The following is a 24,287-nucleotide window of genomic DNA, read 5'->3' as shown; positions in this document are numbered from 1 at the left end:
CAACTCTGACTGCAGGATCGACACCGGCGCCAGCCATGCCGGTGCCGGTCGACCACATCTCGACACGCCGCGTCATCGCCTTCCTGGCGATGGTGTTCGGCATGTTCATGGCCATCCTGGACATCCAGATCGTCTCGGCCTCGCTGGCCGAGATCCAGGCGGGCCTGAGTGCCAGTTCGGACGAGATTCCGTGGGTGCAGACGGCCTATCTGATTGCCGAGGTCGTGATGATCCCGCTGTCGGGTTTCCTCAGCCGGATGCTGTCGACGCGCGTGCTGTTCACGATCTCGGCGGCAGGGTTCACCGCGGCCAGCGCGCTGGCCGCGACCGCAACCAATATCGACCAGATGATCGTCTACCGCGCCGTGCAGGGCTTCATCGGTGGCGGCATGATCCCGAGCGTCTTTGCAGCCGCCTTCACCATCTTCCCACCGTCGCGCCGTGCCGTCGTCTCGCCGATGATCGGCCTGGTGGCGACCTTGGCGCCGACTATCGGCCCGACCGTCGGCGGCTATATCAGCCATGCCATGTCCTGGCACTGGCTGTTCCTGGTCAACGTCGTGCCCGGCATTCTGGTGACGACGGCCGCCTGGTCGCTGATCGACTTCGACAAACCCAATCTCAAGCTGTTCAGCAAGTTCGACTGGTGGGGGCTTGCCGGCATGGCCGCCTTCCTGGGCTGCATGGAATATGTGCTGGAGGAAGGTCCCAACAACGACTGGCTGCAGGATCAGGCGGTGCTCGTCTGCGCCGTCATCATGACCTTCGGCGCGGTGCTTTTCTTCTGGCGCGTGTTCACCGCCGAGGAGCCGATTGTCGATCTGAGGGCCTTCAGCAATATCAATTTTGCCTTCGGCTCGCTGTTCTCCTTCGTCGTCGGCATCGGCCTCTACGGTCTGACCTATCTTTATCCGGTGTTCCTGGGGCGCATCCGCGGCTACGATTCGATGATGATCGGCGAGGCGCTGTTCGTCAGTGGCCTGGCCATGTTCTTCACCGCGCCGATCTCCGGCATCCTGTCGAACAAGATGGACCCGCGCATCATGATGATGATCGGCTTCTTCGGCTTTGCCACGGGGACCTGGTGGATGACGCATCTCACCGCCGACTGGGATTTCTATGAACTGCTGATCCCGCAGATCCTGCGCGGCTGCTCGATGATGCTGTGCATGGTGCCGATCAACAACATTGCGCTCGGAACCTTGCCGCCGGAGCGGCTGAAGAATGCGTCTGGCCTGTTCAACCTGACCCGCAATCTCGGCGGCGCCGTCGGCCTGGCCGTCATCAACACCGTGCTGATCGACCGCAATGCCTTCCACTACGCCAGGCTCTCCGAGCACGTGCAATGGGGAAGTGCCGCTGCGCAGCAGAAGCTGCAGAACATGACGGTCAACTTCGAGCAGACCGCCGGGCTCGACGCCTCCAAGGCGGCCATCTCCAAACTGTCAGGCATGGTCCAGCAGCAGGCATCGCTGCTGTCGTTCATGGACGTATTCTTCATGCTGACGGTTTTGTTCGCGACGCTTGGGCTCTTCACCCTGGTGATCCGCAAGCCAGCCGCTCAGGGCGGCGGTGGCGGAGGCCATTGAGGCGCGCTGGATCCCCCGCCTGGCGCCCTCGCGCATGACCCCGAAAAGCGATTTTCGGGGTCATGCGCAAAATCAACCATCACGAAGTCTTGGAGCGGCGGACACTCCACCGCTCCAACTTTTTGTTTGAGCATCGGATTTTCCCAAAACCGCTTCGCACTTTAGGGTCCGATGCTCTAGCGCGCTCCGACAAAGTAAGGGGCGCGGCCGTCCTCACGCCGTCGCCGGCTTGAAGGTCAAGGCGACGCCATTGATGCAGTGTCGCAACCCGGTCGGCGGCGGACCGTCGTCGAAGACGTGGCCAAGATGGCCACCGCAGCGGCGACAATGGACCTCGGTGCGGGTCATGCCCAACGACCTGTCCACGGTCTTGCCGATGGAATTCGGGATTTCCTGCCAGAAGCTCGGCCAGCCTGTGCCGGAATCGAACTTGGTCTCTGACGAATAGACCGGCAGGCCGCAGCCGGCGCAAGCGAAGATGCCTTTGCGGTGCTCGTTGAGCAGCGGACTGGTGCCCGGATATTCGGTGCCCTCCTTGCGCAGCACATTGAAGGCCGCGTCGGACAGGATGGCGCGCCACTCGGCCTCGGTCTTGGTAACCTCGAAAGTCTCGGCCGCGCGTGCATCCTGGGCTTCGCCCATGCGCAGCGCGGTGGCGCCTGCGACAACGCCAATGGCTGCCGCCCCACTCAAAAGAAGCTCGCGACGGTTCATGGCCATTTCCTCCTGTTGCTGCTTGTGCCAAATTCGACCGCCACACGGAAATCAAAAGCCGGTGACGATCGCTGTCCTCAAAGCGGGACTCCGCGCCTGTCCACATCTTGCGTGAACGGCGCGGAGCGTGCGCAGGGAGGCCCTCAGCGATATCTTCGCCGGCAGCGTGCGTTTGTTACATCTTCGGCAGGAGAACCTTGTCGACGACGTGGATGACGCCGTTGGACTGCTCGACATCGGCGATCGTCACATTGGCGACGTTGCCATTTTCGTCGGTCACGGTGACCTTGCCGGCGTCGGCCTTGAGCGACAGTTCGCAACCACCGACCGTCTTGACCTTGTGGGTGCCGCCGTCATCCTTGACCATCTTGGCGACGTCGGCGGCCATCGCTTTGGCGCCGATGACATGGCAGGTCAGGATCTTGACGAGCTTGTCCTTGTTTTCAGGCTTGAGCAGCGTCTCCACCGTGCCGGCTGGAAGTGCCGCAAAGGCCTCGTTGGTCGGCGCGAACACGGTGAAGGGGCCGGCGCTTTGCAGCGTATCGACCAGGCCGCCTGCCTTGACGGCAGCGACGAGTGTGGTGTGGTCCTTCGAGTTGACCGCATTTTCGACGATGTTTTTCTGGGCATACATGGCGGCGCCGCCGACCATCGGATTTTGGGCATAAGCAATGGTGGCGAGCGCAGAAATGGTGACCGTGCCGGCAAGCAAAAGTGTGGCGAATTTACGCATGATTTCAATCTCCTCGGGTTATCGTTCCCTCATTCTGGAACGCAAGGAGATACGCGATAGCAAATGCCGGAGTTTCGTCCTCTGCGCAAAAAAATATTGTTTCGCTGCAATTTGTCCGGCGTCGATCGACAGCCGCCAACACGCTTTTCAGGCGTTTAAATCGCGGGAGATAGATTTCAGGTCTGCTTCCACAGATGAGAAGCAGTCAGATGCTCTTCAGATCGCCCGCTGCGACCACCGGTCCAGTCGGCTGGCCGGTCGGTGAACCGCCGGCAGGCTCGATGCTGACCGCAAGCACGGCGCCTTGCGCCAATTTCTCCTGGACGGCGGGCGGGATGGCCAAATGCGCGGTCGCACCGGCCGGGATGACGCCCATCGACACCGGCGCCTTCTTGCCTTCGATCATCCACAGCTCGAAGTCCTTGCCGGCGGCCCGCTCGCCGGAAACGTGGGAAAGACCGACCTCGTGACGGGCGGCATCGTAGACGACGAGATATTTGACGTCGCTGCCTTCGGCCGCCAGCGAGGCGACAAGCCGCGCCTGCGGCGGTTCGGTGGGCGGGCGGAAGTAAGGCACGGCGAGGTAGATCGCCAGCGCCGCAATGGCGGCGGCGGCAAGACCGCGCCAGAAGCCAAGGCTCGACCAGAGGCCGGCGCGCGGCTCTGCAGCGAACAGCCGGCGGTCCAATGCTTCCTTGACCCTGATCGGAGGCTCTGTCTCCGGATAGGCGGCGGCCATCGGCGAAAGATGCGCCTCCCAGGCATCGACAAGGCGTGCGAAGGCGGCGTCCGCATCGATGCGGCGCGACGCGATCTCGCGTTCATCGGCGGCCAGAACGCCAAGAACGTATTCGGCGGCGAACAGGTCGTCGCCCCCACGTTCCGGTCCATTGTCGTCAGCCAGCGTCATCTTTCCAGGCATTCTCTCAGTTTCAACAAGCTGCGACGCAGCCAGGTCCGCATCGTGTTCAGCGGTACGCCATAGCGCTCCGCCAGTTCGGCATAGCTTTTGCCATCCAGATAGGCGCCCAGGACGGCCGCCGCCCGGTCCTTCTCCAATTCCTCGAGACAATGGTAGATGCGTCCGGACTCACCGCCCGCCACGGCCATGGCCTCCGGCCCCGGCGCCGGATCGGCCACGTCGAGCGCGGCATCGATATAGGCGGCAGGCTCTCGCCGCGCCCTGATCCGATCGATCGCATGATTGCGCGCAATGGCCACCAGCCAGGAGATCGGGCTCAGATCCGAAACTGCGAAACGGTCCGCCTTCGTCCATATCTTGACGAAGACCTCTTGAAGCGCCTCTTCTGCATCTCCCCGATCCTTCAATACACGAAGGCAGACGCCGAAAAGTTTCGCGCTGGTCTGCCGGTACAGCAGATCGAACGCAGCCCGGTCCTTCATCGAAGTCCGGACAATCAGGTTGCTGATGTCCTGCGGCGTCATCGGCCGCCAAATTAGGTGATTGCAATGTATTTGCAACGACTGAAATGGTCTTGCGCACCGGCAGCGCCAGCCTCGATTGCCAATGAAATCGCCGCCCGCTAGCTTGTCATGAGCGGGAGGGCGACCATGTCGATCGAGCGGGTCCTGTGGGAGCATGACGCGACCGGCCAGGCCGCACTCGTGCACAAGGGAGAGATCACACCGCAAGATCTCGTCGATGCGGCGATCGCCCGGGCCGAGGCCACCCGGCCGGAGATCAACGCCATCGCCGAACCGCTTTTTGAGGCGGCGCGGGCGCGAGCGAGAACCGTCGACCACAAGCTGCCGCTTGCCGGAGTGCCCTTTGCCTTGAAGGACCTCGGCATCGCCATGAAGGGCGTGCCGACGCATGGCGGCAGCCGCATTCCGGCTTACACCCCCGATTTCAACTCGGTCATGACGGATCGCTATCTGGCCGCCGGCCTGATCCCGATCGCCACCAGCACCGCACCCGAACACGGGTTGAGGCTGGTGACCGAGTCGGTGGCTTACGGCGTCACCCGCAACCCATGGGACACCGCGCACACGACCGGCGGTTCCTCGGGCGGTGCGGCTGCGCTGGTCGCGGCCGGCATCGTGCCGGTGGCGCATGCCTCGGATGGCGGCGGCTCGATCAGGGTGCCTGCAGCCTGCACCGGGCTGGTCGGGCTGAAAACCTCGCGCGGCCGTGTGCCCTTGACGCCGCTCGTCACCGAAAGCTGGTACGGCTTCGTCGTCGACCATGCGTTGGCCCGCTCGGTGCGCGATACGGCCCTGCTGCTCGACCTGACCCACGGGCCCGACCCGCTGTCGCCCTACGCGGCACCGTCGCCGAACGGCAGTTTCGCCGCGGCGGCCGGGCGCGATCCGGGCAAGCTCAAGCTCGCCTTCTATCGAAAATCGCCGCTCGGCCTGCCGATATCGGAAGAGACGTTGAAAGCTCTGGATGCGGCGATTGCGCTGGCGCGCGAAGGCGGGCACAGCGTCGAGGAGATCGACCTGCCCTATATCGATCGCGATTTCATCGCCGATTTCGCCAGAACCGTCGCCGCGGCGGTGGCCGGCACGATGCGTGGCGAGGCCCTGCGCGTCGGCCGCTCCATCTCAGGCGATATCGAACGCGCCACGCGCGTGATGAGCCGGTTCGGTGAAATCCTCTCGGCCGGCGAAATCTATGCCGGCCTGCAGCGGCTGCACGCCGCCTCGCGCCGGCTTATCACCGAAACCGCGCACTATGATGCAGTGCTGATGCCTGTCATCGCGCACCCGCCGCTCGCCTGCGGCACCATGGACCCGAAAGGCGCCGACGAATTCATCGAGAATGTCCTGGACAGACTGCGCCTCGCCGGCCTGCTGAAGTTCAAGCCGCTGTTTGGCCAGCTGATGGACAAGAGCCTGTGGTTCACCCACTGGCCGGCGATCCAGAACGTCAGCGGGCAACCGTCGATCACGCTTCCGGTCTACGTCACCGATGCCGGCCTGCCGCTCGGGGTCCAGGCCGCCGGCCGCCCCGGCGATGAGGAAACGCTTTTGTCGTTCGCCGCGCAGATGGAAAAGATCTCGGGCTGGCTGGGACGGCGCGCGCCGCTACAGGTGCCGGCATAGACCATGATCCCGAAAGGTGGGAACCGGTTTTCGGACAAGATCATGGTCAAACAAATAGTAGTACCGATTTGATCGATCGTGACAGCAAAGCCGTTTGCCCCCTCGTCCAATTCCCGCTAAGACGCCGCCGTTCATGCCAAGCTGGGAACCACGCCGATGACGGATGTCGCCGCCACCGCCGAAATGCAGGCCGCGCTGCTTTCAAGGGCGCTGCCCTACATGCAGCGCTACGAGAACAAGACGGTCGTGGTGAAATATGGCGGCCACGCGATGGGCGACATCGCGCTCGGCAAGGCTTTCGCCCGCGACATCGCACTGCTCAAGCAATCCGGCGTCAACCCGATCGTTGTGCATGGCGGTGGGCCGCAGATCGGCGCCATGCTCAGCAAGATGGGCATCGAATCCAAATTCGAGGGCGGCTTGCGCGTCACCGACCAGAAGACCGTCGAGATAGTCGAGATGGTGCTGGCCGGTTCGATCAACAAGGAGATCGTCGCGCTGATCAATGCCGAGGGCGAGTGGGCGATCGGCCTGTGTGGCAAGGACGGCAACATGGTGTTTGCCGAAAAGGCGCGCAAGACCATGATCGATCCGGATTCCAACATCGAGCGGGTGCTCGACCTGGGCTTCGTCGGTGAACCTGTCGAGGTCGACCGCACATTGCTCGACCTCCTGGCACGATCCGAAATGATCCCGGTGCTGGCGCCGGTGGCGCCCGGCCGCGACGGCCATACCTACAACATCAACGCCGACACTTTTGCCGGCGCCATCGCCGGCGCCTGCCAGGCGACGCGCCTGCTGTTCCTCACCGACGTGCCCGGCGTGCTCGACAAGGACAAGAAGCTGATCGACGAGCTGACCGTGGCCGAGGCCAAGGCCCTGATCAAGGACGGCACGGTCTCGGGCGGCATGATCCCCAAAGTCGAGACCTGCATCGAGGCAATCGAGCGCGGCGTCGCAGGCGTCGTCATCCTCAACGGCAAGACGCCGCATGCGGTGCTGCTCGAGCTGTTCACCGAACACGGCGCTGGCACGCTGATCGTGCCGTAAGGCCGGGTGTCTGAGGGGTTCAAGCGTTTGGCGAAATAGCGGTCACGGACTGACGCGACAGGCGTTCGACCACCATCGATTCCTCTTCCCCGTCTTGCGGCGCGCCCCAGAATTCGGCGAGCGTCGGGCCATTTTTCAGGCGGCGGTCGCGGACCAGAAAGCCCCAGACTTCGCGGAACCAGACGCGGCGGCCCATTTTGGTGTACCAGCGCATCGAATGCCGTTGCTCCGGATCCTTGTGGAACAGGATACGCGCCAGCGCCTTGGGCCGCGATTGCACGGCCAGTTCGATCAGCTTGACGGCGAAGAACAGCATCCACGGCTTGAGGCGGGTCATCTGCAGCACCTGGTGCTTGTAGTCCCACAGGCGTGGGTCCAGCTGGATCACCTTGCGGTTCCTGGCAATCCTGAAGAACGGCGTCCAGCGATGCGGCGTCACATAGAGCGCCTGGATCTGGTCGGGATCATAAGCGATCAGCTGGCGGAAGCCGCGCCAGAGGTCGCGAAAGCTTTCGTCCTCGAAACCGGCCACCCAGGTCGCCATCGACAGGATGCCGTTGCGGCGCAACAGCCGGATCGCCTCGCGGTCGGATGAGGTGCTGCCGCCCTTGCGGATCAACTGGAGCGTCTGTTCGTCGGTGTTTTCCATGCCCAGCAGCCAGCGAATGACGCCGGCCTTGCGATAGAGATGCAGGCTGCCGGCGTCGCGGACGATGTCGTCGGCGCGGGTGGAGCCGACGATCAGCACCGGCACGTTCTCGGCGATCATCGCATCGAGAAAGGAGCGCCAGGCTTTTTTGGACGAGGTCGGGTTCTCGTCGGCAAGGTTGATCAGCTCGACGCCGTGCTCGCGGTGCAGCCAGGCAATCTCCCGCGCGAACTTCACGGGGTCGCGGTGACGCCAGCGCGTCCAGAAGCCGCGCTGGCCGCAATAGTTGCACAGATGCGGACAGCCTCGCGAGAACTGCATGACCACTGCGCGCTTGCCGCCCCAATAGCTGTAGCGATTGAAGTCGATCAGTTCCCAGCCGATGCGGTAGTCGTCGAGGTTGGCGATCGTCAGTGCCGGGCAGGTGGCAAAGGGCCGGCGCAAATCGTCAGGAAAGGCGATGCCCGCCACGTCCGACAGCCGCTTGCGTTTCTCCAGGGTTTCGATCAGCGCAACGATAGTCGCCTCGCCCTCGCCGCGCACGATGAAGTCGAAGACATCCGTTTCGGCCAGTATGTCGCGCCAGTGATAGGTCGGAAACACGCCGCCGTAGATCAGGATTGTCGCTGGATCGATGTCCTTGACCATGCCGGCGATCAGCAGGGCTGTCGGATGTGCAGAGGTCGAGCCGGAATGGCCGATCAGAATGCAGTCGGGATGGTCGCTCAAGGCGTCCCGGACCAGCGTGGCAAGCGGCATCGGCCCGAATTCGGCGTCCACAAGCCGCACTTGATGTCCCGCGTCGATCAGCGGGCCGCCCAGTGCCAGCAAACCGAGCGGCGGCAGATGGTCGTCCGGCACACGGCTGCCAATAGCGGTATGCGGCGGGTTGATCAGGACGATTTTCATGGCGGGCCTTATGCTATGGCGGTCCGCATGTCGTAGTCGGCAATCTAGCTCTGGAGATTGGCCAGCTTCAGCAGTTTTTGTGCAGCTTTCCCGCAGAACTACCTATCGTCTGAGATGTGCAAGCGGGACATGGCCGGGCCCCTTGATGTTCTGCAGCACAAGCTGGGTGTGGACGTCGCGCACGCCTTCGAGCCGCATCAGCCGGTGCATGACGAAGGCATTGAGCTCGTCGACCGACGGCACCATGACATGCAGCAGGAAATCATGGTCGCCGGTCATGGTCCAGCATGAGGACACCTCGTCCATGCGCTGGACGGCGGCGATGAAGCTCTCGGGCGAGCCGTCGCTGTGGCTGGTCAGGCGCACCTGGATGAACACCTCGACCATCAGCCCGACGGCGCGACGGCTGAGCACCGCGGCGAAGCGCTTGATGATGCCCGCCTGCTGAAGAGCTTCGAAGCGCCGCGCGCAAGGTGTCGTCGACAGGCCGATCTGCTGCGCCAGTTCGGATACCGGCTTGCGCCCGTCGCGCTGCAGGATGTCGAGCATCTTGATCTCGAATTCGTCAAACTGAGGCATTTTCACTCTCCCAAAGCTTGATCGTGGAGTCTTTTACCTCCAACCCCGCATTTGAGCCACCATCAAAGCTGATTTGCCTCGCGCGATCCGGCTAAAATTGCCGACAATTCGCTGATCATGATTTCCAGGGAGAGCAGCCATGACCATGAACGTTGCCGATTATGCCCGCGAATGCGCGGCGCGAGGCCTCCGCGGCGATTATTCGGTCTGCCGTGGCGATTTCACCGTGGCGCAGGGCTACAATTATAGCGACGAAGAACAGGCGGTGTGGCGCACGCTGTGCGACCGCCAGACGAAGCTGACCAGGAAGCTCGCCCATCACTCCTATCTCGATGGCGTTGCGGCGCTCGGCCTTCTCGACAAGATCCCGGATTTCGGTGAAGTCAGCGAGAAGCTGCGCAAGCTCACCGGCTGGGCGATCGTCGCCGTGCCGGGGCTCATCCCCGCCCAGCCGTTCTTCGACCACCTCGCCAACCGCCGGTTCCCGGTCACCAACTGGCTGCGAACCCAAAAGGAGCTCGACTACATCGTCGAGCCCGACATGTTCCACGATTTCTTCGGTCACGTGCCGATCCTGACGCAGCCGGTCTTTGCCGACTTCATGCAGATGTATGGCAAGAAGGCCGATGGCGTGATTGCGCTCGGCGGCGACGAGATGATCACCAGGCTTTACTGGTACACCGTCGAATACGGGCTGATACGCGAGCCGGGCCAGCCGCTGAAGGCTTTCGGCGCCGGGCTAATGTCATCCTTCACCGAGCTTCAGTTCGCGGTCGAAGGCGGCGAGGCGCACCATGTCCCCTTCGACCTGGAAACCGTAATGCGCACCGGCTACGAGATCGACAAGTTCCAGCGTGCCTATTTCGTGCTGCCGTCGTTCGACGCGCTGCGTGATGCTTTCGAGACCGCCGATCTTGCGGCGATCGTGGCGCGCCGCAAAGGCGAGCCAGCGCTCGACCCAGCAAAGGTCTGAAGGGTTAGTTCTTGTTAGCGACCGCCAAGGCTCAGGCGGCTTCGGAAATATCGCGGTCGATGATCGACAGATTACGGCCGCGATGCTTGGCCTCGTAAAGCCGCTGGTCGGTGGCGCGCATCAGCTCCGGCACTGCGGCGTCCCTGCCGCAGGTGATGCCGCCAATACTGACTGTCAGCGGAACCGTTCGTTCGTCGACGGGCCGGAAACGGATACGCTCGACTTCACGCCGGATGCGCTCGGCGACGCGCCTGGCCTCGGGTTCGGTGGCGCCGATCAGAAGGGCGCAGAATTCCTCGCCGCCGATGCGCCCAAGCACGTCGCCGCTGCGCACGCCACGCTCTATCGCGTTTGCGATCAGGAGCAACGCATCGTCGCCGATCAGATGGCCGTAGCTGTCGTTGATGGTCTTGAAATGATCGGCATCGATGATCAGCAATGCCCCGCGATCGAATTTACGCCGGGAGCCGTCGAGCGCGGCAAAGAAGCTTTCGCGGTTGAGCATGCCGGTCATGTCGTCGCGGCTCGCCTTTTCCGCCAAGCGCCTGTGCGCGGCGGCTAGTTGGGCATGGGCGCGGGCGAGCTCGCGATGCGCGGTCTGCAACCTTTCGCCCTGCCAGAACGTATAGGCGCCGACGCCCCAGGCAAGGGCCAGCGGGCAGACGGTGGATGTCAGCCAGATGGTGCGATTGATCGGAAAACCCATTGCCGGCACGACGATCAGCGTCAGCAAAAGCGAGACCGCGACAGAGGCGAAAGCGATGGCGGCAGATTTTAGAAATATGCGATTCATCGCTTGCTCCCACTGGTCCGTCTTGGTCCCAGCAAGCGCTGAATGTCCCCTTTCGGTGATGCTTAAGATTTTAATTATGGCGCCATTTTCACCACCCAGGGCGCGCATAGGTTGTGGATAAACCTCCTGTTAGAAAGACCGTTTCGTGCCATAAGGACGGTATGACCACACTTCCCGACCCCGCCCGCTTTGCCCATGTCACCGACTGGGTGTTCGATCTCGACAACACGCTTTATCCGCATCATTCGAATCTGTTCTCGCAGATCGATGTGAAAATGACCGCCTATGTCGGAGAATTGCTGACGCTGCCGCGCGAGGAAGCACGCAAGCTGCAAAAGGAGCTCTACCGCGAATACGGCACGACACTGAACGGATTGATGATGCGCCACGGCATCGACCCCGATGATTTTCTCGAGAAGGTCCACGACATCGATTATTCCTGGCTGGTTCCAGATCCCGTCCTCGGCACCGCCATTCGCCAGCTTCCCGGCCGTAAATTCATCTTCACCAACGGGGATCGCCGGCATGCCGAACGCACCGCGCGGCAGTTGGGCATTCTCGAGCATTTCGACGATATTTTCGATATCGTCGCAGCCGGACTGAATCCCAAGCCGGCGCGGCAATCCTATGAGAAATTTGCCGAACTCCACGCCGTTACCGGGCAAAATGCGGTGATGTTCGAAGATCTCGCCCGCAACCTGTCGGTACCGAAATCGCTGGGCATGACCACAGTGCTGGTGGTGCCGCGCAATTTCGAGCCAACCTTCTCGGAAATCTGGGAACGCGACCCGGCCAACGAGGACGATGTGGACTTCGTCACCGACGATCTCGCCGGCTTTCTCACGGCGATCGTCGTAGGGGAGTAGGGGAGTAGGGGAGTAGGGGAAATTGACCTGAAAAGCGGCGGCTGTAACCACCTATTCCCTATTCCCTACTCCCCTACTCCCCTAACTTGTAGAAACGGCTAACGATCCCCCAGGCCTCGTCGGCGGTGTCGACGAAATCGATGATATCCTGGTCGCCGGGCGTGATCGTGCCTTGCTCGGCGAGGAAATCAAGGTCGATCGCCTTTGCCCAGAAAGCCTTGCCGAACAGAATAACCGGCACGCGTTCCATGCGGCCGGTCTGGATCAGGGTCAGCGTCTCGAAGAACTCGTCCATCGTGCCGAAGCCGCCGGGAAATACCGCAACGGCCTTGGCACGCATGACGAAATGCATCTTGCGGACCGCGAAATAGTGGAAGTTGAAGCAGAGTTCCGGCGTCACGTAGGCGTTTGGCGCCTGCTCGTGCGGCAGCACGATGTTGAGACCGATCGACGGCGCGCCAACATCGTCGGCGCCGCGATTGCCAGCCTCCATGACGCCGGGCCCGCCGCCGGTCACCACGACGAATTCGCGATAGTACGAGGTGGCCGATTGCTGCGAGCAGAGACGGGCGAATTTGCGCGCCTCCTCATAGTATTTGCTGTTTTGCTCGAGGTTCTTCTTCTGCGTCTCGTTCTTGGCCGCCCAGGCTTCGCCGCCGGGCTCGGGGATGCGGGCGCCGCCGAACAGGATGACGGTCGATTGGATGCCGCGCTCGGCCAGGATCATCTCCGGTTTCAGCAGTTCGAGTTGCAGCCTGACAGCTCGCAACTCGCGCCGCGTCATGAAATCGGGGTCGTTCCAGGCCAGCCGATATGTCTCCGCCCGCGTTTGCGGCGTGTCCGGCACGCTTCTCGACCGCTCCAGATCCTCGTCCGAATGCGGCAGCGGTGTCCATCCCGCCTTTTCCATGGGAGTCATATTTGCTTTACCCGTCCAATCATTCACTTGCGCCGTCCCGTGACGCTGCCGCGATTGACCCTCCCCAAGCCTTCACATAGGGTCCGCGCGACTTTCAAACAGGTTAAGGCGCCGGCCCTTAACAGCTTGGTAATGGAGCGAATTCATGTCGAAGCCCGATCTCGCGAGCCTCGAGGAGATTATCGAGAACGCCTTCGAGGAACGCGACACGATTTCGACCGCAACCCGCGGCGAGACGCGCGAGGCCATCCAATCGGCGCTCGACCTGCTCGACCGGGGCGTCGCCCGCGTCGCCGAGCGGCAGGCCGACGGCAAATGGCACGTCAACCAGTGGCTGAAGAAAGCGGTGCTGCTGTCCTTCCGGCTCACCCCGATGGAGATCATCAAGGGCGGTCCCGGTCAGGCAGTATGGTGGGATAAGGTGCCCTCGAAATTCGACGGCTGGAGCGCCGTCGATTTCGAGAAGGCCGGCTTCCGCGCCGTGCCGTCGTCGATCGTGCGCCGCTCCGCCTATGTCGCGCCCGGCGCCGTGCTGATGCCGTCCTTCGTCAATGTCGGCGCTTATGTCGACAGCGGCACCATGGTCGACACCTGGGCTTCGGTCGGCTCCTGTGCCCAGATCGGCAAGAATGTGCATCTGTCGGGCGGCGTCGGCATCGGCGGCGTTCTGGAGCCGATGCAGGCCGGCCCAACCATCATCGAGGACAATTGCTTCATCGGCGCCCGTTCCGAAGTGGTCGAAGGCTGCATCGTTCGCGAAGGCTCGGTGCTCGGCATGGGCGTCTTCATCGGCCAGTCGACCAAGATCGTCGACCGCGCCACCGGCGAGATATTCTACGGCGAGGTGCCGCCTAATTCCGTCGTCGTCGCCGGCTCGCTGCCGGGCAAGCCTTTTCCAAACAACGAGCCCGGCCCCAGCCTCTACTGCGCCGTCATCGTCAAGCGGGTCGACGCCAGGACCCGTTCCAAGACCTCGATCAACGAATTGCTGCGCGATTGATCTTCCCAAGAAACGGATGCACCGGGTTGACTGACAAACCTCAATTCCTGTGGCTTTTCTTCAGCCTTTCCGGGCGAGTGAATCCGAGCGCTTACGTTTTGGCTGGCCTCTTGCCGGTCATCGTTCAACTCTTTCTGCTCTACCAATTCGCACGAACGCCGTTAGGCACTGCCGCGAGCCAGTACTGGGCGCTCGCCTTATGGATCGGTATGTTCGTCTCGACATGGTCGACCTTTGCGCTAACGGCGAAGCGGTTCCATGATTTCGGCAAGCCTACCTACTACGCATTGGTCTCTCTCATTATCGGCTTTGTCCTGCTTTTTATCCTGGCTTTTTTCAAAAGTGACGCCGGCCCCAACCGCTACGGCAAGCGCACCAACGCACCGGCCGAACCCTGAGCGCCGATCGCACATTTCGTCATGCGCTATCGCTCGCTTGATCCGAAACTGATCCTCGAAACCGCCGAACGGCTGGAGGGCCGCGTCGCCGAACGCTTTCCCGATGCAGGCTTGCGCGGCGTTGCCGCCGAGCTCGTGTCCCTGTCGCGCGATCTGGCAAAGGCGGCCAAGGCGCTGGAGGCGCCAATCTGGTGGCTGCGCGGCCTCATCATCGCCGCTTTCGTCGTCGGAGCGCTGATGTTCCTGTTCGTCGGCACAATCCTGCCGCTTGGCCGCATTTCTGGAAACCACGACGCCTTCCAATCCGTGCAAGGCATCGAAGCTTCACTCAACATGATCATCCTCGCCGTGCTGGGCTTCCTTGCCCTGATCCGCTCCGAGGAGCAGATCAAGCGCAAGCGGGTGTTCCGCCAGCTCCACGGGCTGCGGTCGCTGATCCACGTCATCGACATGCACCAGCTGACCAAGGATCCGGCAGCACTTTCAGCCAGTTTCAAGCCGACTGCGCATTCGCCAGCCCGCATCACCAACGCCGCCGACCTTGCCCGCTATCTCGACTATTGCTCCGAAATGCTGTCGATCACCGGCAAGATCGCCGCGCTGTTTGCGCAATCGGTCAATGACGCCGTGGTGATCGACGGCGTCAACGACATCGAGAACCTGGCTTCGAACCTGTCGCGAAAGATCTGGCAGAAGATCACGCTGATCGAAACCCCTCATGGGCAGCCGGCACGCGCGGCGAAGACCGATCCCGAGCCGGGTCCGCCGCGTCAGCCTGCGGTCCGCAAACAATCGGGGCCGGCAAGCTAAAACCCGCGAGCCGGCGGCAGATCCGCGAGAGCGGCAGAACGGGGAGTTCCGAAACCCCGGTTTTGCGCCGGATGCTCTAAGCGAATGTTAATCACCCTCGCCCAGCATGCCGGCGAAGACTGTGTCGACCGGCACGGAGCGCTCGACTGGCAAGCGACCTATCCCTGACCACCAAGGAGCTGCGCAAAACGCGGAGCGCCGCCGCTCGCCTGTTTGCCTGGTTCTCTTCGCCGATGAGATTGGAACCGGAAGCCGTCCGCGCCCGGCTTCTCGACACCACTTTCGATCGCAAATTCGCAGTCCTGTTCGGCACCATCAGCGTTCTGGTGGTTGCGGTCAGCGCCGCATTTGCCACCGGGAATTGGTGGCCCTACGCCTGGATCGCAGCCGACCTGATGCTTTTCACCGTCCGTGTTCTGCTGATGCGGGAATGCGAGCAGGCCCGCAGGCGCGGCTCGAAAGGGCCGCTGGCGGGCCTGATGGCAGCCAGCGGTATCTGGTCGGTTGTTTTCGGCCTCGGCTGCTATGGCTGTGTTGCCAGCGGGAATATGGCGCTTTCCGTACTGGCCGCCTTGAATGTCGCAGGTGTCGTTGGCGTGGTGTCGTCACGCAATGCGGCGACCCCGCGCTTCGCTATATTCGTCATGTTGGCCGTAAGTCTGCCTTACGTCGTCGGTGCATTGTTTTCTGCGGCGCCCGGAATGCCGATCGTCGGAATTCAGACGCCGTTCTATCTGGCCGGCGTCATCATCGTGCTTCTTCAGAACCACGCAATCAACGCGCGCATGATCCGCGCCGAACTGGACAATCGCGACCTGGCGATCAAGGACGCGCTGACCGGCCTGCCAAACCGGATCTTCCTGCAGGAGAAATTGCGCGACATGTGCCGCGACCTTGCGGCGCCGGCCGCCAATGGCGGCAAGCCGTTTGCAGTGCTCAGCATGGATCTCGACGGCTTTAAGCAGGTCAACGACCGTTTTGGCCACGCCGTCGGCGACGTGCTGCTGTGCAAGGTGGCCGAACGCTTGAAGCGCGGCTTCCGTCCGGGGGACGTGGTCTTCCGCATCGGCGGCGACGAATTTGTCATCGTTTTGCCCGCAACCTCGGAGATCGAGGCTACCTACCTGGCAAAGCGCGCCATCGAAAAGGTCTCGGTGCCCTTCGACCTCGGGGTCGGTTCCGCCATCCATGTCGGCTTGAGTGTCGGCAGCGCCTTCGCACCCGCCGACGGCGGCGATCCGGAAATCCTGCTCACCTGTTCCGACCATGCGCTCTACGAAGCCAAGCGCACCGGCAAGGGCCGTTACTGGGCGCCTGTGCGGGCTACGATCTGACGGTCGCGACGACGGCTTCCGGCGTCAGGCAGGGCGATCCGCTTCTCTCCTGCTCGGCCGCGCCAGCCCGGCCATGTCTTGCGTCGCGCCGCTCTTGACCGTTACCAGGATGACATCGGCACCGGGCAATGCTGCGGCCGGATCGGCCGTGACCGACAATGCCTCCGGCTTGACGGAACGGTCGCGGCCATCAGGGTCGGTGATGCGCAATCCACCTTTTTGCAGCGCCTGCTCGATGCGCGGTCGCGCCAGCAGAACCACCTTCCGCCCGGCAAGTATCAGGCAGCCGCCTGCGTAGCAGCCGATACTGCCGGCACCGGCGATTACAATCGTCTTGCCATGCCTGACCATGCGATGGCCCTGTCCTGGTCGAGAAGCCTTGCCGCAATTATACGACATGAAAACCATACTGTCGGCGGCATGGCTGGCCCTTATGTCTGGCCGTGACAGGCCTTGCGCTTTCGACTATCGCTTTTGCCCATGATGCTGCCTACCGATCCAGCCCGAAATCTGGCTGCTCTCATCCGCTGCGCTTCCGTGACGCCCGCCGAGGGCGGTGCGCTGAGCGAGCTGGAAGAAATGTTGAAGCCGCTCGGCTTTGCCGTCGAGCGCCCGGTGTTTTCCGAATCCGGCACACCTGACATAGAGAACCTTTACGCGCGGCGTTCCGGCAACGGCCCGCATCTGATGTTTGCCGGCCATACCGATGTGGTGCCGGCGGGCGATGAAACCGCCTGGACGCACCCGCCCTTTGCCGCCGAAACCGCCAATGGCGAGATGTTCGGCCGCGGCGCCGTCGACATGAAGGGCGGCATTGCTTGTTTCGTCGCGGCGGTAGCGCGACATATCGCGCAGAAGGGCGGCCCGAAGGGATCGGTCTCGCTGCTGATAACCGGCGATGAGGAAGGGCCGGCGATCAACGGCACGACGAAACTGCTCGAATGGGCGGCCGCCAAGGGTGAGAAATGGCATGCCGCGATCGTCGGCGAGCCGACCAATCCCGACGCGCTCGGCGATATGATCAAGATCGGCCGGCGCGGCTCGCTGTCGGGCACGGTCGTCGTCAACGGCCGCCAGGGCCACGCCGCATATCCGCAGCTAGCCGACAATCCCGTGCGCGGCCTGGTGACGCTGGTCGACGCCTTGCTGCACCCCGTCTTCGACAACGGAACAAGGGATTTCCAGCCGACTAATCTTGAGGTGACCTCCATCGATGTCGGCAATCCTGCCACCAACGTCATCCCAGCGAAGGCAGCAGCTACCTTCAATATCCGCTTCAACGACACATGGACCGCCGAGACGATCCAGGCCGAGATCCACAACCGCCTCGATCGGGCGGCGAAACGCAAGAAATACCGCGCCGGCAAGAAGACGCCGGTCGACTACGAGATCGTCTGGCGCGACGGGCCGAGCCATGTTTTCCTGACACGCGACGACAGGTTGATCGAAACGCTTGGCGGCTCGATCAAGGAGGTGACCGGCAGGAAGCCGGCGCTCTCCACCTCCGGCGGCACCTCCGATGCCCGCTTCATCAAGGATTATTGTCCGGTGGTCGAATTCGGCCTGGTCGGCAAGACCATGCACATGGTCGACGAACGCGTGGCGATTGCCGACCTTGAGACGCTGACGCAGATTTATCTGCGCTTCGTTGAAGACTGGTTTGCGCAGGACATATCCTAGTGATGCTTTCAGCGGATGAAACCTACGCTTCGCTTGCCGGTGCCTGGCGGCTGATGCTCGGCAAGGCCGACGGATTTCGCCTGCTCGACCTTTCGGCGGACGGTTTCTGGAACTCCTTTTTTGCCATCGTCGTCGCGGCGCCGGCACTGATCGTCGGCTGGGTCGGTATTGCCAACGAGATCGGCGATCCCAACGCATTCGTCGGCCGTTTCAGCATGTTGATCCGCCTGGCCACCGTCGATATCGGCGCCTGGGTGCTGCCGCTCATAGGCCTCGCCCTGGTGGCGCCGCGGGTCGGCGTCGGCGGCCGTTTCGTCCATTATGTCGTGGCCAGCAACTGGGCCTCGGCGATCATCGCCTGGATGATGCTGCCATCGGCGTTGATCCGGCTTTTCCTGACGTCGGCCAACGAAGTCTCCGGACTGGTGTCGCTGCTGTTGTTCGCGCTGTCGATGGTATTGACCTGGCGGATGACCAATGTTGCGATCGGCAGGGGTGCGGCCACCGGCAGCGCTGTTTTTGCCGGTATGTTCGTGGCGTCGCTGATCGTCCTGTTCGGCCTGCAGGCGCTGCTCGGGATCAGCGTTCCGGATCAGCCAGGCGTTGGATAATCGACGCCAACGAGAAACAGCCCGTCGGGCGGCGCCACCTGACCGCAGGCCGCACGGTCGCGCGCGTCGAGCGCCGCCTTGAGGTCGGCAATAGTCCAGCCGCCTTCGCCGACACGTTTGAGCGAGCCGACCATCGAGCGCACCTGGTTGTGCAGGAATGACCGCGCCGACGCGCGGACTTCAATGAAATCGCCCGCCCGGCTGACCTCCAGCCGGTCGAGCGTGCGGACCGGGCTGGTGGCCTGGCACTGGGTCGAGCGGAAGGTGGTGAAATCATGCCGGCCAAGCAGCACCTTTGCCGCTTCGTGCATGGCAGCCGCATCAAGTTGCTTCGGTACCCACCAGATCTTGCCCTTGTCGAGCGCCGCCGGCGCGCGGCGGTTGACGATGCGGTAGAGGTAGTGGCGGCCGATCGCCGAGAAACGCGCATCGAAGCCATCCGGCACGACGGCGGCCTTCAGGATGGCGATGCGCACCTTGGCCGCCTGCAGATGCGCGTTGACGGCGTCGCGCACCTTGTCGCCGGGCCATGCCTTGATCAGATCGACGTGCGCCACCTGAGCGGTCGCATGGACGCCGGCATCGGTGCGGCCGGCGGCGCGCAGCGAAACCTGCTCACCACAGAACTTCTCGATCGCCTGCTCGATCGCCTGCTGCACCGAAGGCTGGTTGGCCTGGCGCTGCCAGCCGGCGAAGAGACTGCCGTCATATTCGATGTCGAGGCGAAAACGCGGCATTCCCGGATCGAGGCGAAATCAGGCGGCGAGGGCTGAGCCGAAGGCCGAGGCGTAGACCAGCCTGCCGGTCTCCGGCGCCTCGCCCCAGGCAAGCGCCTGCAGAGCCTCGCTTTGGTAGTCGCTCTCGAATTTTGCTGCACGGGCGCGGCTGTAACCGAAACGGCCATAGTAAGCCGGATCGCCGAGCACCACGGCGAGCGTCTCGCCGGCAGCCTTCAGGCGGATATGCGCCTCGCGGACCAGCGCACCGCCGATGCCGGTGCCGTGGAACGACGGCTCGACCGCCAAAGGAGCCAAAGCCACCGCCGGGAAGCTCTTGCCGCCATTCTGCACGAAAAGCCGTGAAAATAGGATATGGCCAACCACTTGCCCGTCTTCGTCCGCCACCAGTTCGACGACGGCGTCACCGCCGGTGACCAGCGCGTCGACCAGTCCGGCCTCCGTCTGCTGGCCAAATGCGTGTTCTTCGACAAGGCGGATCGCCTCGCGGTCCCGCGGCGTCGCCGCGCGTATGGACATCATGCTCATGACAATTTCATTCCTTTTTCGAGCTTGGCCCCGCGCAGAAACTCCTGCGCGGCAATGGGCCTTCCGCCCGCACGTTGAACTTCGACCAGCCTGATCGCGCCTGACCCGCAGGCGACCGTCAGCCGGTCATCGAGAATTCCTCCCGGTTCGCCGGCGCCTTGCGAGAGCGTCGAGCGAAGCAGTTTCAGCCGTTCCACGCGGCCGCCGATTTCGGTCTCGCACCATGCACCGGGAAAGGGCGACAGGCCGCGAATCTGGTTGTGCACGTCGCCGGCAGGTCGCGGCCAGTCTATGCGAGTCTCCGATTTATCGATTTTCTTGGCGTAGGTCACCCCCACCTCCGCCTGAGTGGTAAATGTCAGCGTATTCCGCTCCAGCCGTTCGAGCGCCTGCACCATCAGAGCCGCACCCAACACCATCAGCCGGTCGTGCAGATCGCCGGCCGTCATGTCGGGTCCAATGGCGCATTTTTCAACCATTGCCACAGGGCCGGTGTCGAGGCCTTCCTCCATCCGCATCACCATCATGCCCGTTTCGGTATCGCCGGCCATGATGGCGCGCTGGATAGGGGCAGCGCCGCGCCAGCGCGGCAACAGCGACGCGTGACCGTTGAGGCAACCGAGCCGCGGCGCCTCGAGAATGGGTTTGGGCAGAAGCAGCCCGTAGGCGACGACCACGGCGACGTCGGCACCCAACGCGCGGAACGCCTCCTGCTCCGCCTCGCTCTTCAGCGACACCGGCGCGCGGACCTCGACACCCAGCCGCTCCGCCTCGCGCTGCACCGGCGACGGCGTCAGCTCGAGCCCGCGCCGGCCGCCGGCGCGCGGCGGCTGCGTGTAGACGGCTGCCAATTCATGCCCTGCCCCGGCAATCGCCCGCAAGGTCGGCACGGAGAATTCGGGCGTACCCATGAAGATGACACGCAGGGGCATTCGTCGACCCCTACCCCACCATCTTGCCCGGCGCCTTGTCCCTGGCGAGCTTTTTGAACTTCTTGACCACCATGTCGCGCTTCAGTTTTGAGATGTGGTCGATGAACAGCACGCCGTTGAGGTGGTCGATCTCGTGCTGCAGGCAGGTCGCCATCAGCCCTTCGGCCTCGATCTCCTGCAGCTTGCCGTCGCGATCGAGATACTTCACCCGCACCGCCGCCGGCCGCTCGACCTCGGCGTAGTAGTCCGGGATCGACAGGCAGCCTTCTTCATAGACCGAACGCTGGTCGGAGCTTTCGAGGACTTCGGGATTGATGAAGACGTGCGGTGCCGGCGTCTCGTCCTCTTTGGCGAGGTCGATGACCAGCATGCGCCAGGGTTCGCCGACCTGGATCGCAGCGAGGCCAATGCCGGGCGCGTCGTACATGGTGTCCAGCATGTCGCCGGCCAGTTTGCGCAAATTGCCGTCGACACGCTCGACCGGTTTTGACACCTGACGCAGGACGGGATCGGGAAGGATGATAAGCGGCTTGATCGACATGGCGTCTCACCTAAGACCTCGCAGGAAAAGCGTCAACCGGGACGCCTTCGGGTCGTTCACGTTTTGATCTGTGCCGGCAGACCGAATCATCTATGCTGTTGGCATGAACGATCTGGCCATCATCCTGTCCGAACCTGTCGCCCGCCTCGGCGCCACCACGATCACGCTCGGCCATGCCCTGGGTTTCGGCGCAATGCTGTTCCTCGGACTGTTCGTGGCGCTCGTCGTTGCGCTCTGGCGATCGGCCAAGGCGCGTGCAATGGCGGCTGCCGAAGCCGCCGACCACGCCCGCGACGCCGAGGCGAGGATGGCCGGCATCTTGGCAAGCCAGGCGGAAATGCAGGGCCGCATGGGCGCCATCGCCGAAGTGTTCGGGGCGCGCCAGGCGGAACTGACACAGTCGATCGGCCAGCGCCTCGATGCCATGACCGGCCGCTTGGGCCAGACCATGACCGAGCAGACGAGATCGACGCATGAGAGCCTCGCCAAGCTGCAGGAACGGCTGGCGGTCATCGATATCGCGCAAGGCAACATCCAGTCGCTGGCCGGCCAGGTCGTGCAATTGCAGGCGATCCTTTCCAACAAGCAGACGCGCGGCGCCTTCGGCCAGTCGCGCATGGAAGCCATCGTCGCCGACGGATTGCCGCACGGCGCCTATGAATTCCAGGCGACCTTGTCGAATGGCAGCCGGCCCGACTGCCTGGTGAAGATGCCGAACGGCGCACCGTCGCTTGCCATCGATGCAAAGTTTCCGCTCGAGGCCTGGAATGCCATCCGTGCCGCCGAAGGCGCCGACCTGCAGAAGTCCGCCGCTCAGGCTTTCCGCCGCGACATCGAGGTGCATGTCCGCGACATCGCCGAAAAATACCTGATCCAGGGCGAGACGCAGGACACCGCCTTCATGTTCGTGCCCTCGGAATCGGTGTTCGCGGAAATCCATGAGAATTTCGAGGCCGTTGTCCAAAAGGCGCATCGATCGCGGATCGTCATCGTCTCGCCATCGCTTTTGATGCTGTCGATCCAGGTCATCCAGGCAATCCTCAAGGACGCACGCATGCGCGAGCAGGCCCACCTGATCCAGGGCGAGGTCATCCGGCTGATGGAAGACGTCTCCCGGCTCGACGAGCGGGTGCGCAAATTGCAGACGCATTTCGGTCAATCGGCCAGGGATATCGAGGACATCCTCGTCTCGACATCGAAGGTGACCAGGCGCGGACAAAAGATCGAGGCGCTGGAGTTTGGCGTACAGCCGGCAGAGGACACCGCTGGTTCGAATGGCAGCGGAGCAATAGCGGAAAGCAGCCCGCGCGTCGCCGATTCGAAAACCGGGCAATTGAGGCTGAGGGTCGTCGAAGGCGACGATTGAGAGCTATGCTGGAACCCGGAGCCGAGCGCTTCGCCCGGGTCCGGCGCTACTGCTCCTCGATGATGATTGTGCCTTCGAATTCCGGCAGCCAATGCAGCGCCGAGCGATGCCAGATCTGCTTTCTCGGCACCAGTTGATCGCGCTGCCGTGTCGTGCCGACCCTGATGCCGTAAACCTTCGGTCCCGCGCCCGCCGACGTGGCGTAGAGATGCGAGCCGCACTCACCGCAAAATGCCTGGGCGCGCTTGGCGCCGCTCGAACCGGTCTTGATGTAGATTTTCGGCGTGCCCTTGGTGATCCTGTAATTGTCCTCGGACGCCGGCACGGTGACGCGAAAGGCCGTTCCGGTTAGCTTCTGACAATCGACGCAGTGACAAATGGTGGTCTTTTCCGGATCGACTTCGGCCTCGTAAGTGATGGCGCCGCAATGACACCCGCCGTCGATTTTCATCTTCGTTCCTCCTGGAGCTTTTGCCCGCAATCATAACCGGGACTGCCCGATGGCGCAGCCATTTTCCTCAGACCGGTTCGCCTCCGGACGCCGCCAAGGCCTTGCTCCGGCGTTCCCAGGTGCCGGTGGTCTGCGGCTTGACGAAGAGCCGCGTCACCTCCGGCATCTCCGCCTTCAGTCGCGTCTCGAGGCGCTCGACGCAGGTCTCTATCTCCGGCGCCGACAAATGATCCTCGAACTCGATGCTCAAAGCGGCGACGATCTCCTGCGGACCCATATGCAGCGTCAGCACGCCATTTGCCCGTTGCACCGCCGGGTCCTGCTGGACGATGGCCAGCACCTTTGTTTGCACCTCGGGCGAGGCCGGCTCGCCGAGCAGCAGGCTTTTGCTTTCGCGCGCCAGGAAGATGGCGGTCGCGCCCAGGATGAGCGCGATGCCGATCGACGCGGTGCCGTCTAGCTTCGGCATGTCCAGCCGTTCCGCCGCCAATATGCCGGCGAAGGCGACAACGAGGCCGAGAAGTGCCGCGCTGTCCTCGAAGAGTACGGTGTAGACACTCGGATCCTTGCTGAGCTGCACCGCCTCGAGCCAGCCGTGGCTGCCTTTTTGGTGACGGAATTCCTTCAGCGCCACCAGCCAAGAGGTACCTTCGAAGAGGAAGGAAAGGCCAAGGACAGCGTAGTTCACCTTGGCGTTGGCGATCGGCTCCGGCGCCATGATGTGCGTCACGCCTTCGTAGAACGATATGCCGGCGCCCAGCGCAAAGACGAGGAGCGCGACGATGAAGCTCCAGAAGTACAGCTCGCGGCCATGGCCGAGCGGATGCGTGCGGTCGGCCGGCCGGGCGGCACGGTGCATGCCGTAAAGCAGCAGGCTGCCATTACCGGTATCGACGAGCGAGTGGACGCCTTCCGAGAGCATTGCCGAGCTGCCCGTGAACAACGCAGCGGCGAACTTGGTCAGTGCGATCGCAAGATTTCCGGCGAGCGCCGCATAGATCACTTTTTTCGACCCGCCATGCGCCGCCATGGTGTGCTGCCTTGGTTGATGCACCG

Annotated in this window: 27 protein-coding genes; 12 read left to right on the top strand and 15 right to left on the bottom strand. The window is 63.0% G+C overall.

All coding sequences use genetic code 11. The annotated features are described in order from the left end of the window. The first annotated feature begins 35 nt into the window (after positions 1 to 35). The gene (locus tag NKG60_RS08130; protein ID WP_352974848.1) at positions 36 to 1,589 is read left to right on the top strand and encodes a DHA2 family efflux MFS transporter permease subunit; all 1,554 of its coding nucleotides are present in this window, start codon (positions 36 to 38) and stop codon (positions 1,587 to 1,589) included. Between the two features lie 213 nt (positions 1,590 to 1,802). On the opposite strand, the gene msrB is transcribed toward NKG60_RS08130, so the two are convergent. From msrB to NKG60_RS08110, 4 genes are all read right to left on the bottom strand, one after another. Continuing rightward, positions 1,803 to 2,303 carry a peptide-methionine (R)-S-oxide reductase MsrB gene (gene msrB, locus NKG60_RS08125; protein WP_352862978.1) on the bottom strand — a complete coding sequence of 167 codons (501 nt, stop codon included), beginning with the start codon at positions 2,301 to 2,303 and terminating at the stop codon, positions 1,803 to 1,805. Positions 2,304 to 2,478: 175 nt separating this feature from the next. Continuing rightward, the gene (locus NKG60_RS08120) at positions 2,479 to 3,036 is read right to left on the bottom strand and encodes a fasciclin domain-containing protein (protein ID WP_352862977.1); all 558 of its coding nucleotides are present in this window, start codon (positions 3,034 to 3,036) and stop codon (positions 2,479 to 2,481) included. Between the two features lie 205 nt (positions 3,037 to 3,241). Continuing rightward, complete coding sequence (locus tag NKG60_RS08115) at positions 3,242 to 3,946, bottom strand: anti-sigma factor (protein WP_352863096.1); 705 nt, start codon at positions 3,944 to 3,946, stop codon at positions 3,242 to 3,244. Then, positions 3,943 to 4,482 (bottom strand): sigma-70 family RNA polymerase sigma factor, encoded by a 540-nt coding sequence (locus tag NKG60_RS08110; protein ID WP_352974768.1) that lies wholly within the window; start codon positions 4,480 to 4,482, stop codon positions 3,943 to 3,945. The genes NKG60_RS08115 and NKG60_RS08110 overlap by 4 nt, the downstream gene beginning before the upstream one ends. 126 nt (positions 4,483 to 4,608) lie before the next feature. Here NKG60_RS08110 and NKG60_RS08105 point away from each other — a divergent pair, with 126 nt between their 5' ends. Then, positions 4,609 to 6,105 carry an amidase gene (locus NKG60_RS08105; protein WP_352862976.1) on the top strand — a complete coding sequence of 499 codons (1,497 nt, stop codon included), beginning with the start codon at positions 4,609 to 4,611 and terminating at the stop codon, positions 6,103 to 6,105. A 156-nt stretch (positions 6,106 to 6,261) separates the two neighbouring features. Then, a complete protein-coding gene (argB, locus tag NKG60_RS08100) occupies positions 6,262 to 7,155 on the top strand; it encodes an acetylglutamate kinase (RefSeq protein WP_023677482.1) in 894 nt (297 codons plus the stop codon). A 19-nt stretch (positions 7,156 to 7,174) separates the two neighbouring features. On the opposite strand, the gene bchE is transcribed toward argB, so the two are convergent. Together bchE and NKG60_RS08090 are read right to left on the bottom strand one after the other, a co-directional pair. Beyond that, positions 7,175 to 8,713, bottom strand: coding sequence for a magnesium-protoporphyrin IX monomethyl ester anaerobic oxidative cyclase (gene bchE, locus NKG60_RS08095; RefSeq protein WP_352862975.1), 1,539 nt, complete (start codon positions 8,711 to 8,713; stop codon positions 7,175 to 7,177). 102 nt (positions 8,714 to 8,815) lie between these two features. Further along, positions 8,816 to 9,292: an Lrp/AsnC family transcriptional regulator gene (locus tag NKG60_RS08090; RefSeq protein WP_292655879.1), complete on the bottom strand. Its 477-nt coding sequence runs from the start codon at positions 9,290 to 9,292 to the stop codon at positions 8,816 to 8,818. Positions 9,293 to 9,431: 139 nt separating this feature from the next. Here NKG60_RS08090 and phhA point away from each other — a divergent pair, with 139 nt between their 5' ends. Further along, positions 9,432 to 10,265: a phenylalanine 4-monooxygenase gene (phhA, locus tag NKG60_RS08085; RefSeq protein ID WP_352862974.1), complete on the top strand. Its 834-nt coding sequence runs from the start codon at positions 9,432 to 9,434 to the stop codon at positions 10,263 to 10,265. A gap of 31 nt (positions 10,266 to 10,296) precedes the next feature. Here the strand turns inward: phhA and NKG60_RS08080 are convergent, their stop codons facing one another. Continuing rightward, positions 10,297 to 11,058 carry a GGDEF domain-containing protein gene (locus tag NKG60_RS08080; protein WP_352862973.1) on the bottom strand — a complete coding sequence of 254 codons (762 nt, stop codon included), beginning with the start codon at positions 11,056 to 11,058 and terminating at the stop codon, positions 10,297 to 10,299. A 161-nt stretch (positions 11,059 to 11,219) separates the two neighbouring features. Between NKG60_RS08080 and NKG60_RS08075 the strand changes: the two genes are divergently transcribed. Further along, positions 11,220 to 11,924: a pyrimidine 5'-nucleotidase gene (locus tag NKG60_RS08075; protein WP_352974765.1), complete on the top strand. Its 705-nt coding sequence runs from the start codon at positions 11,220 to 11,222 to the stop codon at positions 11,922 to 11,924. Positions 11,925 to 11,997: 73 nt separating this feature from the next. On the opposite strand, the gene NKG60_RS08070 is transcribed toward NKG60_RS08075, so the two are convergent. Beyond that, the gene (locus NKG60_RS08070) at positions 11,998 to 12,843 is read right to left on the bottom strand and encodes an LOG family protein (RefSeq protein WP_352663591.1); all 846 of its coding nucleotides are present in this window, start codon (positions 12,841 to 12,843) and stop codon (positions 11,998 to 12,000) included. Positions 12,844 to 12,988: 145 nt separating this feature from the next. Between NKG60_RS08070 and dapD the strand changes: the two genes are divergently transcribed. The 4 genes from dapD (at position 12,989) to NKG60_RS08050 (ending at position 16,385) form a co-directional block, all read left to right on the top strand. Then, entirely contained in the window at positions 12,989 to 13,843 is an 855-nt protein-coding gene (gene dapD, locus NKG60_RS08065; RefSeq protein ID WP_023677474.1) for a 2,3,4,5-tetrahydropyridine-2,6-dicarboxylate N-succinyltransferase, read from the top strand. Positions 13,844 to 13,869: 26 nt separating this feature from the next. Continuing rightward, positions 13,870 to 14,241, top strand: coding sequence for a DUF805 domain-containing protein (locus NKG60_RS08060; protein ID WP_352862971.1), 372 nt, complete (start codon positions 13,870 to 13,872; stop codon positions 14,239 to 14,241). A 21-nt stretch (positions 14,242 to 14,262) separates the two neighbouring features. Further along, entirely contained in the window at positions 14,263 to 15,051 is a 789-nt protein-coding gene (locus NKG60_RS08055; RefSeq protein WP_352862970.1) for a hypothetical protein, read from the top strand. Positions 15,052 to 15,284: 233 nt separating this feature from the next. Beyond that, on the top strand, positions 15,285 to 16,385 hold the full coding sequence (locus tag NKG60_RS08050; protein WP_352862969.1) for a GGDEF domain-containing protein: 1,101 nt from the start codon (positions 15,285 to 15,287) through the stop codon (positions 16,383 to 16,385). 24 nt (positions 16,386 to 16,409) lie between these two features. Here NKG60_RS08050 and NKG60_RS08045 read toward each other — a convergent pair whose 3' ends face one another. Continuing rightward, positions 16,410 to 16,736: a 2-dehydropantoate 2-reductase N-terminal domain-containing protein gene (locus NKG60_RS08045; protein ID WP_352862968.1), complete on the bottom strand. Its 327-nt coding sequence runs from the start codon at positions 16,734 to 16,736 to the stop codon at positions 16,410 to 16,412. A 129-nt stretch (positions 16,737 to 16,865) separates the two neighbouring features. Here NKG60_RS08045 and dapE point away from each other — a divergent pair, with 129 nt between their 5' ends. Continuing rightward, positions 16,866 to 18,065: a succinyl-diaminopimelate desuccinylase gene (dapE, locus tag NKG60_RS08040; protein ID WP_352974761.1), complete on the top strand. Its 1,200-nt coding sequence runs from the start codon at positions 16,866 to 16,868 to the stop codon at positions 18,063 to 18,065. A gap of 2 nt (positions 18,066 to 18,067) precedes the next feature. After that, a complete protein-coding gene (locus NKG60_RS08035) occupies positions 18,068 to 18,676 on the top strand; it encodes a transporter (RefSeq protein WP_352455970.1) in 609 nt (202 codons plus the stop codon). On the opposite strand, the gene truA is transcribed toward NKG60_RS08035, so the two are convergent. Genes truA through def form a run of 4 tightly spaced genes read right to left on the bottom strand, consistent with a single transcriptional unit; the run spans position 18,658 to position 21,414 of the window. Further along, on the bottom strand, positions 18,658 to 19,413 hold the full coding sequence (gene truA, locus NKG60_RS08030) for a tRNA pseudouridine(38-40) synthase TruA (protein WP_352663605.1): 756 nt from the start codon (positions 19,411 to 19,413) through the stop codon (positions 18,658 to 18,660). The genes NKG60_RS08035 and truA overlap by 19 nt on opposite strands. 18 nt (positions 19,414 to 19,431) lie before the next feature. Further along, positions 19,432 to 19,941 carry a GNAT family N-acetyltransferase gene (locus NKG60_RS08025; protein WP_352455966.1) on the bottom strand — a complete coding sequence of 170 codons (510 nt, stop codon included), beginning with the start codon at positions 19,939 to 19,941 and terminating at the stop codon, positions 19,432 to 19,434. Next, positions 19,938 to 20,867, bottom strand: coding sequence for a methionyl-tRNA formyltransferase (gene fmt / locus NKG60_RS08020; protein ID WP_352663943.1), 930 nt, complete (start codon positions 20,865 to 20,867; stop codon positions 19,938 to 19,940). Before fmt ends, NKG60_RS08025 begins: the two co-directional genes overlap by 4 nt. 16 nt (positions 20,868 to 20,883) lie before the next feature. After that, positions 20,884 to 21,414 carry a peptide deformylase gene (def, locus tag NKG60_RS08015; protein WP_352862967.1) on the bottom strand — a complete coding sequence of 177 codons (531 nt, stop codon included), beginning with the start codon at positions 21,412 to 21,414 and terminating at the stop codon, positions 20,884 to 20,886. Between the two features lie 103 nt (positions 21,415 to 21,517). On the opposite strand from def, the gene NKG60_RS08010 reads away from it, so the two are divergent. After that, positions 21,518 to 22,780, top strand: a complete 1,263-nt coding sequence (locus tag NKG60_RS08010) for a DNA recombination protein RmuC (protein WP_352862966.1) — start codon at positions 21,518 to 21,520, stop codon at positions 22,778 to 22,780. A 46-nt stretch (positions 22,781 to 22,826) separates the two neighbouring features. On the opposite strand, the gene NKG60_RS08005 is transcribed toward NKG60_RS08010, so the two are convergent. Next, a complete protein-coding gene (locus tag NKG60_RS08005; RefSeq protein WP_352663611.1) occupies positions 22,827 to 23,231 on the bottom strand; it encodes a GFA family protein in 405 nt (134 codons plus the stop codon). A 67-nt stretch (positions 23,232 to 23,298) separates the two neighbouring features. Next, positions 23,299 to 24,261 carry a cation diffusion facilitator family transporter gene (locus NKG60_RS08000; RefSeq protein WP_352663613.1) on the bottom strand — a complete coding sequence of 321 codons (963 nt, stop codon included), beginning with the start codon at positions 24,259 to 24,261 and terminating at the stop codon, positions 23,299 to 23,301. Positions 24,262 to 24,287: the final 26 nt, after the last annotated feature.

The sequence above is a fragment of the Mesorhizobium sp. M1428 genome (assembly GCF_040317515.1).
GTDB lineage: Bacteria > Pseudomonadota > Alphaproteobacteria > Rhizobiales > Rhizobiaceae > Mesorhizobium.
The sequence above is the reverse complement of the archived record's forward strand: the minus strand, read 5'-3'. Positions and strand labels throughout refer to the sequence as shown.